Annotated in this window: 18 protein-coding genes; all 18 read right to left on the reverse strand. The window is 62.0% G+C overall.

Features of this window, described 5'->3' with window-relative positions:
* Positions 1-24 precede the first annotated feature (24 nt).
* Positions 25-384, reverse strand: a complete 360-nt coding sequence (rplR, locus tag E5W70_RS18200; RefSeq protein WP_023675132.1) for a 50S ribosomal protein L18 — start codon at positions 382-384, stop codon at positions 25-27.
* 85 nt (positions 385-469) lie between these two features.
* Entirely contained in the window at positions 470-1,003 is a 534-nt protein-coding gene (gene rplF, locus E5W70_RS18205; protein WP_023675133.1) for a 50S ribosomal protein L6, read from the reverse strand.
* An 89-nt stretch (positions 1,004-1,092) separates the two neighbouring features.
* Positions 1,093-1,491 (reverse strand): 30S ribosomal protein S8, encoded by a 399-nt coding sequence (gene rpsH / locus E5W70_RS18210; RefSeq protein ID WP_006205453.1) that lies wholly within the window; start codon positions 1,489-1,491, stop codon positions 1,093-1,095.
* Positions 1,492-1,503: 12 nt separating this feature from the next.
* Positions 1,504-1,809: a 30S ribosomal protein S14 gene (rpsN, locus tag E5W70_RS18215; RefSeq protein WP_023675134.1), complete on the reverse strand. Its 306-nt coding sequence runs from the start codon at positions 1,807-1,809 to the stop codon at positions 1,504-1,506.
* Positions 1,810-1,836: 27 nt separating this feature from the next.
* Positions 1,837-2,415 carry a 50S ribosomal protein L5 gene (gene rplE, locus E5W70_RS18220; RefSeq protein WP_008875670.1) on the reverse strand — a complete coding sequence of 193 codons (579 nt, stop codon included), beginning with the start codon at positions 2,413-2,415 and terminating at the stop codon, positions 1,837-1,839.
* The gene (gene rplX, locus E5W70_RS18225; RefSeq protein WP_254817150.1) at positions 2,408-2,722 is read right to left on the reverse strand and encodes a 50S ribosomal protein L24; all 315 of its coding nucleotides are present in this window, start codon (positions 2,720-2,722) and stop codon (positions 2,408-2,410) included. Before rplX ends, rplE begins: the two co-directional genes overlap by 8 nt.
* A gap of 12 nt (positions 2,723-2,734) precedes the next feature.
* Complete coding sequence (gene rplN / locus E5W70_RS18230; protein WP_006205457.1) at positions 2,735-3,103, reverse strand: 50S ribosomal protein L14; 369 nt, start codon at positions 3,101-3,103, stop codon at positions 2,735-2,737.
* Positions 3,104-3,185: 82 nt separating this feature from the next.
* Entirely contained in the window at positions 3,186-3,425 is a 240-nt protein-coding gene (rpsQ, locus tag E5W70_RS18235; protein ID WP_023675136.1) for a 30S ribosomal protein S17, read from the reverse strand.
* Positions 3,426-3,436: 11 nt separating this feature from the next.
* The gene (gene rpmC / locus E5W70_RS18240) at positions 3,437-3,637 is read right to left on the reverse strand and encodes a 50S ribosomal protein L29 (protein WP_006205459.1); all 201 of its coding nucleotides are present in this window, start codon (positions 3,635-3,637) and stop codon (positions 3,437-3,439) included.
* A 13-nt stretch (positions 3,638-3,650) separates the two neighbouring features.
* Positions 3,651-4,064 carry a 50S ribosomal protein L16 gene (gene rplP / locus E5W70_RS18245; RefSeq protein ID WP_006205460.1) on the reverse strand — a complete coding sequence of 138 codons (414 nt, stop codon included), beginning with the start codon at positions 4,062-4,064 and terminating at the stop codon, positions 3,651-3,653.
* A 27-nt stretch (positions 4,065-4,091) separates the two neighbouring features.
* Positions 4,092-4,817 (reverse strand): 30S ribosomal protein S3, encoded by a 726-nt coding sequence (rpsC, locus tag E5W70_RS18250; RefSeq protein ID WP_023675137.1) that lies wholly within the window; start codon positions 4,815-4,817, stop codon positions 4,092-4,094.
* A complete protein-coding gene (gene rplV / locus E5W70_RS18255; protein ID WP_006205462.1) occupies positions 4,817-5,206 on the reverse strand; it encodes a 50S ribosomal protein L22 in 390 nt (129 codons plus the stop codon). Before rplV ends, rpsC begins: the two co-directional genes overlap by 1 nt.
* Positions 5,207-5,208: 2 nt before the next feature.
* Positions 5,209-5,487 carry a 30S ribosomal protein S19 gene (gene rpsS, locus E5W70_RS18260; RefSeq protein ID WP_006205463.1) on the reverse strand — a complete coding sequence of 93 codons (279 nt, stop codon included), beginning with the start codon at positions 5,485-5,487 and terminating at the stop codon, positions 5,209-5,211.
* A gap of 16 nt (positions 5,488-5,503) precedes the next feature.
* Positions 5,504-6,337 carry a 50S ribosomal protein L2 gene (gene rplB, locus E5W70_RS18265; protein WP_023675138.1) on the reverse strand — a complete coding sequence of 278 codons (834 nt, stop codon included), beginning with the start codon at positions 6,335-6,337 and terminating at the stop codon, positions 5,504-5,506.
* Positions 6,338-6,359: 22 nt separating this feature from the next.
* The gene (locus E5W70_RS18270) at positions 6,360-6,653 is read right to left on the reverse strand and encodes a 50S ribosomal protein L23 (RefSeq protein ID WP_006205465.1); all 294 of its coding nucleotides are present in this window, start codon (positions 6,651-6,653) and stop codon (positions 6,360-6,362) included.
* Positions 6,650-7,270 carry a 50S ribosomal protein L4 gene (gene rplD / locus E5W70_RS18275; RefSeq protein ID WP_023675140.1) on the reverse strand — a complete coding sequence of 207 codons (621 nt, stop codon included), beginning with the start codon at positions 7,268-7,270 and terminating at the stop codon, positions 6,650-6,652. The genes E5W70_RS18270 and rplD overlap by 4 nt, the downstream gene beginning before the upstream one ends.
* Positions 7,270-7,998 carry a 50S ribosomal protein L3 gene (gene rplC, locus E5W70_RS18280; protein WP_023675141.1) on the reverse strand — a complete coding sequence of 243 codons (729 nt, stop codon included), beginning with the start codon at positions 7,996-7,998 and terminating at the stop codon, positions 7,270-7,272. The genes rplD and rplC overlap by 1 nt, the downstream gene beginning before the upstream one ends.
* A 96-nt stretch (positions 7,999-8,094) precedes the next feature.
* Positions 8,095-8,301, reverse strand: a 207-nt coding sequence (rpsJ, locus tag E5W70_RS18285) for a 30S ribosomal protein S10 (protein WP_292660442.1), incomplete at its 5' end; no start/stop codon positions are given.

Below are 8,301 nucleotides of genomic sequence, written 5' to 3' on the forward strand. Positions count from 1 at the left end.
GGTCGCCGGGGGCGAATTTCGTTTTTAGAAGCTCAGACCACCTTCACGGGCAGCCTCGGCCAGCGCCTTGACGCGGCCGTGGTAGATGTAAGCGCCGCGGTCGAAGACGACTTCCTTGACGCCGGCCTTCGAGGCACGCTCGGCGATCAGCTTGCCGATGGCAGCTGCAGCCGCGGTGTCGGCGCCGGTCTTGAGCGAGCCCTTGAGCTCCTTCTCGAGCGTCGATGCAGCGGCAATGGTGTGGCCCTTGGCGTCGTCGATCACCTGGACGTAGATGTTCTTCGACGTGCGATGGACCGACAAGCGCGGACGATCGCCGGCAACCTTCTTGATCTGGCGGCGGACGCGCTGCGCGCGGCGTTGGGTGGATTCTTTCGAGCCCATGATATCAGTTCCTTGCCTTCAAAAAACGGGGGCAACCATATGCGGTAGGACAAGCCTCCCGCGGCCGCTCCCCGCGGCGTTAAAATTACTTCTTCTTACCTTCCTTGCGGACGATCTTCTCGCCAGCATAGCGGACACCCTTGCCCTTGTAGGGCTCGGGGCTGCGATACTCGCGGATCTCGGCGGCAACCTGGCCGACCTGCTGCTTGTCGATGCCGGTCACGGTGATTTCCGTCGGCTTCGGCACCGAAATCGTCACGCCCTGCGGCGTCTCGTAGACGACGTCGTGGCTGAAGCCGAGCGCCAGCTGCAGGTTCTTGCCCTGCATGGCGGCGCGATAGCCGACGCCGGTGATCTCGAGCTTCTTTTCGAAGCCGTCCTTGACGCCCTGCAGGATGTTGACGATCTGCGTGCGCGACATGCCCCATTTGGAGCGGGCGGTCTTGGTCTGGTCGCGCGGCTGGACAGCGATCTCGCTGCCTTCCATCTTGACCAGCACCTCGTCGTTCACCACGAACTTCAGCTCGCCCTTCGGACCCTTCGCCGTCACGGTCTGGCCGTTGACGGTCGCGGTCACGCCCTGCGGCAGCGAAACGGGTTTCTTTCCAATACGAGACATTTTGTTGTCCTCGTCACTTCTCTTGTTTCAGGTCTCGGCTTTCGGGACTTGATCCCGAAAACCTGTTTCCAACCGGGTCACATACCAGATCAGAATATCTGGCAGAGGATTTCCCCGCCGACATTCTGTTCACGCGCTTCGTGGTCGGCCATCACGCCCTTCGGCGTCGAAAGGATGGCGATGCCGAGGCCGTTGGCGACGTGCGGTATCGACTTGGCCGAAACGTAGACGCGGCGGCCGGGCTTCGAGACCCGGGCGATTTCGCGCACCACCGGCGCACCGTCGAAATACTTCAGCTCGATCTCGATTTCGGACTTGCCGTTGTCGAAGTCGGTCTGGCTGTAGTCGCGGATATAGCCTTCAGCCTTCAGCACGTCGAGGACGCGGGTACGCAGGCGCGAGGCCGGCGTCGAAACGCTCGACTTCTTGCGGCCATACGCGTTGCGGATGCGGGTCAGCATATCGCCGAGAGGATCGCTCAATGACATGTTATGTCCTCCTTACCAGCTCGACTTAACCAGGCCCGGGATCTGGCCGTTATTGCCGAGATCACGAAGCGCGATACGCGATACTTTGAGCTTGCGATAATAGGCACGCGGGCGTCCGGTGACTTCGCAGCGGTTGCGGATGCGGGTCTTGGCCGAGTTGCGCGGCAGCGCCGAAAGCTTCAGCTGCGCGCGGAAGCGCTCTTCCATCGGCTTGGACTGATCCATGATGATCGCCTTGAGCACCTTGCGCTTGGCAGCGAACTGGTCCGCAAGCTTGCGGCGCCTGTTGTTCTTCTCGACTGAGCTGGTCTTTGCCATTTCAGATTTTTCCTTTTCTCGCTGCCGTTACTGGCGGAAGGGGAAGTTGAAGGCCTTGAGCAATGCCCTGGCTTCGTCGTCCGTCTTCGCAGTCGTACAAACGATGACGTCCATGCCCCAGATCTGATCAACCTTGTCGTAGTTGATCTCCGGAAACACGATGTGTTCCTTGATGCCCATGGCATAGTTGCCACGGCCATCGAAGCTCTTCGGATTAAGTCCGCGGAAGTCGCGGACGCGCGGCAGTGCGATGTTCACGAGACGATCGAGGAACTCGTACATGCGTTCCTTGCGCAGCGTGACCTTGGCGCCGATCGGCATCTTCTCGCGAACCTTGAAGCCGGCGATCGAGTTGCGGGCGCGGGTGACGACGGCCTTCTGGCCGGCGATCATCGCAAGGTCTTCCGCCGCGATCGAAGGCTTCTTCGAATCGCCGGTCGCCTCGCCGACGCCCATGTTCAGCACGATCTTGTCGATGCGCGGAACCTGCATCTCGTTCTCGTAGCCGAACTGCTCCTGCAGCGCCTTGCGAATGGTCTCGTTGTAGACCTGCTTGAGGCGCGGCGTGTTCTGGGCAGTTGCCTGCTTGGTTTGAGCCTTAGCCATTGATGACTTCTCCCGAGCGCTTGGCGACGCGCACCTTCTTGCCGTCCTTCTGGAAGATGAAGCCGACGCGGGTCGGCTTGCCATCCTTGGGGTCGGCCAGCGCGATGTTCGACAGCTGGATCGGCGCTTCCTTGGTGATGATCCCGCCCTCTTGGGACTGGGACTGCTTCTGGTGACGACGGATCAGGTTGACGCCGCGCACCAGCGCGGTGTCGTCCTTCGGCTGTACCGAGAGGACTTCGCCCGAACGGCCCTTGTCCTTGCCGGCCAGCACGACGACCTTGTCGCCTTTTCTAATCTTTTGCATTGGTCCGGCTCCTTACAGCACTTCAGGCGCGAGCGAGATGATCTTCATGTGGTTCTTGGCGCGGAGTTCGCGCGGAACCGGTCCGAAGATACGCGTGCCGATCGGCTCTTTCTTGTTGTCGACGAGAACGGCTGCGTTCTTGTCGAAACGGATCACGCTGCCGTCCGGGCGGCGGATGTCCTTGGCCGTGCGAACCACGACCGCCTTCATCACATCGCCCTTCTTGACGCGGCCGCGCGGGATGGCTTCCTTGATCGACACCACGATGATGTCGCCCACGGAAGCGTATTTCCGCTTCGAGCCGCCCAGCACCTTGATGCACATGACACGACGGGCGCCGGAATTATCCGCGACGTCGAGGTTTGTTTGCATCTGAATCATGACTGGCCGCCTTCTTCTTTTCTAACGGGACGGGTTTCTCACCCCTCCCCGGTCTGTCCAAAATTCGTTTCGTTCGCCCTGATCAGGCCTGGTCCGAAGACACCACGACCCAGCGCTTGTCCTTGGAAATCGGCTTCGATTCCTGGATGAACACCTGATCGCCGACCTTGTGGGCGTTGTTCTCGTCGTGCGCCTTGTACTTCTTGGTCATGCGCACGGTCTTCTTCATCACGGGATGCGTGAAGCGCCGTTCGACCTTGACGACAACCGTCTTCTCGTTCTTGTCGCTGACGACGGTGCCCTGCAGAATGCGCTTTGGCATGGTTTTCGTCCTTAAGCCTTCTTGGCCGCGGACTTTTCCGCAGCGATGGTCTTGATACGCGCAATGTCCTTGCGGACCTGCCTCACGCGCGCGGTCTTCTCAAGCTGGCCGGTGGCCTTCTGGAAGCGCAGGTTGAACTGCTCCTTCTTCAGGCTGGCCAGATCGTCGGTCAGCTGGTCCTGGGTCTTGGTCCGGATGTCTTCGGCTTTCATGATCAGCCCGTCCTTATTCTGCGATGCGCTGTACGAAGCGCGTCCTGACCGAGAGCTTGGCCGCGCCGAGACGCAGCGCCTCACGGGCGGTTTCCTCGTTGACGCCGTCGATCTCGAACATGATGCGGCCCGGCTTGACGCGTGCCGCCCAGTAGTCGACCGCGCCCTTGCCCTTACCCATGCGGACTTCGGTCGGCTTCGACGTCACCGGCACGTCCGGGAAGATACGGATCCACACGCGGCCGGCACGCTTCATCTCGCGGGTGATCGCGCGGCGGGCCGCCTCGATCTCACGCGCGGTGACGCGGTTCGGCTCAAGCGCCTTCAGCCCGAAACCACCGAAATCCAGGTTGGTGCCGCCCTTGGCGGTACCGTGGATGCGGCCCTTGAACTGCTTGCGGAACTTTGTGCGCTTTGGCTGCAGCATCGTTCTAACTCCAAATTCCTAAATGTCTTACGCGTTTTCGCGACGGCGACCGCGTTCGCGCTCACCACCACCGCCATGCGCATGATCGCCCTCGGTGGCGCGGCGTTCCGAAGCCATCGGGTCGTGCTCGAGGATCTCGCCCTTGAACACCCAGACCTTGACGCCGCAGATACCGTAGGCCGTATTCGCCTCGGCCGTGCCGTAGTCGACGTCGGCGCGCAGCGTATGCAGCGGCACGCGGCCTTCACGATACCATTCCATGCGCGCGATCTCGGCGCCGCCGAGACGGCCGGCGCAGTTGATGCGGATGCCTTCGGCGCCGAGGCGCATCGCTGACTGCACGGCGCGTTTCATGGCGCGGCGGAACGCGATGCGGCGCTCGAGCTGCTGGGCGATCGACTGGGCAACCAGGGTCGCGTCGATCTCCGGCTTGCGCACTTCGACGATGTTCAGATGCGTCTCGGACTTGGTCATCTCCATCAGCTTCTTGCGAAGCTTCTCGATGTCGGCGCCCTTCTTGCCGATGATCAGGCCCGGACGCGCCGCATGGATGGTGACGCGGCACTTCTTGTGCGGACGCTCGATCACGACCTTCGAGATTGCAGCCTGCTTGAGTTCCTTCTCAAGATATTTGCGGATCTTGATGTCCTCGTGCAGCAGCTTGCCGTACTCGCCGGTGTTCGCGAACCAGCGCGAATCCCAGGTGCGGTTGATGCCGAGACGCAGACCGATCGGATTGACTTTCTGGCCCATTATGCGGCCTCCCCTTTTTCTTCGACTTCACGAACGACGATCGTGAGGTGCGAGAACGGCTTCTCGATACGGCTGGCGCGACCACGGCCACGGGCATGGAACCGCTTCATGACGATCGACTTGCCGACATAGGCTTCCGCCACAATCAGCGCATCGACGTCGAGGTCGTGGTTGTTTTCCGCGTTGGCGATCGCCGATTCCAGCGTCTTCTTGACCGTGCCGGAAATCCGCTTGGCCGAGAATTCGAGGTCGGAAAGCGCTGTCGCGACCTTCTTGCCGCGGATCAGCGCGGCAACCAGGTTCAGCTTCTGCGGGCTGATACGGATCGTGCGCAACACGGCGCGCGCTTCGTTGTCAGCAAGCCTGCGCGGAGCTTTGGCCTTGCCCATGATTATTTCCTCTTCGCCTTCTTATCCGCGCCGTGACCGTAATAGGTCCGGGTCGGAGCGAATTCACCGAACTTGTGACCGACCATGTCCTCGTTCACCGAGACGGGAACGTGCTTCTGGCCGTTGTAGACACCGAAGGTGAAGCCGACGAACTGCGGCAGGATGGTGGAGCGGCGGCTCCACATCTTGATCACCTCATTGCGACCACCTTCACGAACCTTGTCCACCTTCTTCAGAAGGTAGCCGTCGATGAAGGGGCCTTTCCAAATCGAACGAGTCACTTGGCGTTACCTCTTCTTAGCTCTTGCGCTGATGGCGCGAGCGCAGGATGAACTTGTCGGTCGCCTTGTTGGACCGCGTCTTCTTGCCCTTGGTCGGCTTGCCCCAGGGCGAAACCGGATGGCGGCCACCCGAAGTGCGGCCTTCGCCGCCGCCATGTGGATGGTCGACCGGGTTCATGGTCACGCCGCGATTGTGCGGACGCTTGCCGCGCCACACGGTGCGGCCTGCCTTGCCGTCGTTGATGTTGCCGTGGTCCGGGTTGGACACGGCACCGACAGTGGCCATGCAGGAGCCGTGGACGACACGCTGCTCGCCCGAGTTGAGGCGCAGGATCGCCATGCCCTGGTCGCGACCGACGAGCTGGCCATAACCACCGGCCGATCGGGCGACCTGAGCGCCCTTGCCGGGCTTCAGCTCGATATTATGGACGATCGTGCCCACCGGCATCGAGGCCAGCGGCATCGCATTGCCCGGCTTCACGTCGACCGATTCACCGGCCACGATCTTGTCGCCGGGAGCCAGACGCTGCGGGGCGATGATGTAGGACAGTTCGCCATCGTCATACTTGATCAGCGCGATGAAGGCGGTGCGGTTCGGATCGTATTCGATGCGCTCGACCGTGCCGACGACGTCGAACTTGCGGCGCTTGAAGTCGATGATACGGTAGGTGCGCTTGTGACCGCCGCCGATGAAGCGGGCCGTGATGCGGCCGTAATTGTTGCGGCCGCCCGACTTGGTCAGGCCTTCGGTCAGGCCCTTGACGGGCTTGCCCTTGTAGAGGCCCGAGCGGTCGACGATGACCAGCTGACGGGTGCTCGGCGTTACCGGGTTGAATTTTTTCAGTGCCATTGTTCTGTCCTCGCGACCTTGCTCAGAGACCCGTCGCGACGTCGATCGACTGGCCGTCGGCCAGCGTCACAACCGCCTTCTTGACGTCGCTCTGGCGGCCGATCGTGCCGCGGAAGCGCTTGATCTTGCCCTTGCGGACAAGCGTGTTCACGGCCATCACCTTGACGCCGAACAGCGCTTCGACGGCGGCCTTGATTTCCGGCTTCGACGCCTTCTTGGCGACATTGAAGACGACCTGGTTCTGCTCAGAAGCCATGGTCGACTTTTCGGTGATCGCCGGCGAGACGATCACGTCGTAGTGACGAAGGTCGGTCATTTGAAGCGCTCCTCGAGAGCCTCGACGGCGGCCTTGGAAAGGACCAGCGTGCCGCGGCGCAGAATGTCGTAGACGTTGATGCCCTGGATGGGCAGCACGTCGATGTTCGGGATGTTGGTCGCCGCCAGCTTGAAATTCTTGTCAAGCTCGGCGCCGCCGATCACCAGGGCGTTGCTCAGGCCCAGCGTCGCGAAATTCGCGATCAGTGCCTTGGTCTTGGCCTCGGTCAGCTTCAGCTCGTCGATGATGATGATCGACGCGCTCTTGGCCTTGGCCGAAAGCGCATGCTTGAGACCGAGCGCACGAACCTTCTTCGGCAGATCGTGCTCGTGGCTGCGCACGACCGGGCCGTGGGCCTTGCCGCCGCCGCGGAACTGCGGAGCGCGAGCCGAATGGTGACGGGCGCGGCCGGTACCCTTCTGCTTGTACATCTTGGCGCCGGTGCGCGCGATTTCCGCGCGACCCTTGGCCTTGTGCGTGCCCTGCTGCTTCTTGGCAAGCTGCCAGCGCACGACGCGCTGCAAGATGTCCTCGCGCGGGTCAAGGCCGAAAATCTCTTCGGAGAGCTTCAGCTTGCCGGCGTCCTTGCCGCCAAGCGTTGTAATCTTGAGGTCCATTATTCCGCTCCCTCTGTGGCCGGGGCCTCGTTCGTGGCGGCACCGTCAGTCGCAACGGCGCGGATCGCGGCGGGTTTCGGCGCATTGGCCGGAAGCGCTACCTTGGCCGCGTCGCGAACCAGGATCCATGCACCCTTCGAACCTGGGACCGCACCGCGGATCAGGATCAGGCCGCGATCGGCGTCGGTCGAGACGACCTCGACATTCTGCGTGGTGACGCGGGTGTCACCCATGTGGCCGGCCATATGCTTGCCCTTGAACACCTTGCCCGGATCCTGGCGCTGGCCGGTCGAGCCGTGTGTACGGTGCGACACCGAGTTGCCGTGCGTCGCGCGGCCGCCACCCATGTGGTGCCGCTTGATGACGCCCTGGAAGCCCTTGCCGATCGTGGTTCCTGTCACATCGACCTTCTGGCCGACGACGAAATGCTCGACGGTGATCTCGGCGCCGACATCGATCATGTTGTCGGCGGAGACGCGGAACTCGGCAACCTTGGCCTTCGGCTCGACGGAAGCGGTCGCGAAATGGCCGCGCATCGCCTTCGACGTGTTCTTCACCTTGGCAAGGCCAACGCCGAGCTGGACGGCGGTATAGCCGTTCTTCTCCTGCGTGCGCTGCGCCACGACCTGGCAGTTCTCCATCTGGAGAACAGTGACGGGAACATGTTCCCCGGCATCGTTGTAGATGCGGGTCATTCCCACCTTCTTTGCAATCACACCTGAACGCATCGGTTCAATTCCTTTAGAGTTCCCTGTCGGGGCTGTCGCCCCTCCACGCCTCTTGTTCCTTCAGAGTTCCGGGTCGCCCCGCTGACCTCTGGTTCCTTAGAGCTTGATCTCGACATCGACACCGGCGGCCAGGTCGAGCTTCATCAAAGCATCGACCGTCTGCGGGGTCGGGTCGACGATGTCGAGCAGACGCTTGTGCGTGCGCATCTCGAACTGCTCGCGGCTCTTCTTGTCGACGTGAGGCGACCGGTTGACCGTGAACTTTTCGATCCGCGTCGGCAGCGGAATGGGGCCGCGGACGTT

This window comes from Mesorhizobium sp. (genome assembly GCF_005063415.1).
Taxonomy (GTDB): domain Bacteria; phylum Pseudomonadota; class Alphaproteobacteria; order Rhizobiales; family Rhizobiaceae; genus Mesorhizobium.

Excerpts from the sequence above, each read along its gene's own strand:
- rplE (WP_008875670.1), bottom strand. The coding sequence starts at position 2,415 with ATGGCTAAGGCTCAAACCAAGCAGGCAACTGCCCAGAACACGCCGCGC.
- rplV (WP_006205462.1), bottom strand. The coding sequence starts at position 5,206 with ATGGGCAAGGCCAAAGCTCCGCGCAGGCTTGCTGACAACGAAGCGCGC.
- rplF (WP_023675133.1), bottom strand. The coding sequence starts at position 1,003 with ATGTCTCGTATTGGAAAGAAACCCGTTTCGCTGCCGCAGGGCGTGACC.
- rplN (WP_006205457.1), bottom strand. The coding sequence starts at position 3,103 with ATGATTCAGATGCAAACAAACCTCGACGTCGCGGATAATTCCGGCGCC.
- rpmC (WP_006205459.1), bottom strand. The coding sequence starts at position 3,637 with ATGAAAGCCGAAGACATCCGGACCAAGACCCAGGACCAGCTGACCGAC.
- rplX (WP_254817150.1), bottom strand. The coding sequence starts at position 2,722 with ATGCAAAAGATTAGAAAAGGCGACAAGGTCGTCGTGCTGGCCGGCAAG.
- E5W70_RS18270 (WP_006205465.1), bottom strand. The coding sequence starts at position 6,653 with ATGACCGACCTTCGTCACTACGACGTGATCGTCTCGCCGGCGATCACC.
- rpsN (WP_023675134.1), bottom strand. The coding sequence starts at position 1,809 with ATGGCAAAGACCAGCTCAGTCGAGAAGAACAACAGGCGCCGCAAGCTT.
- rpsC (WP_023675137.1), bottom strand. The coding sequence starts at position 4,817 with ATGGGCCAGAAAGTCAATCCGATCGGTCTGCGTCTCGGCATCAACCGC.
- rplC (WP_023675141.1), bottom strand. The coding sequence starts at position 7,998 with ATGCGTTCAGGTGTGATTGCAAAGAAGGTGGGAATGACCCGCATCTAC.
- rplP (WP_006205460.1), bottom strand. The coding sequence starts at position 4,064 with ATGCTGCAGCCAAAGCGCACAAAGTTCCGCAAGCAGTTCAAGGGCCGC.
- rplB (WP_023675138.1), bottom strand. The coding sequence starts at position 6,337 with ATGGCACTGAAAAAATTCAACCCGGTAACGCCGAGCACCCGTCAGCTG.
- rpsH (WP_006205453.1), bottom strand. The coding sequence starts at position 1,491 with ATGTCATTGAGCGATCCTCTCGGCGATATGCTGACCCGCATCCGCAAC.
- rpsQ (WP_023675136.1), bottom strand. The coding sequence starts at position 3,425 with ATGCCAAAGCGCATTCTGCAGGGCACCGTCGTCAGCGACAAGAACGAG.
- rplD (WP_023675140.1), bottom strand. The coding sequence starts at position 7,270 with ATGGACCTCAAGATTACAACGCTTGGCGGCAAGGACGCCGGCAAGCTG.
- rplR (WP_023675132.1), bottom strand. The coding sequence starts at position 384 with ATGGGCTCGAAAGAATCCACCCAACGCCGCGCGCAGCGCGTCCGCCGC.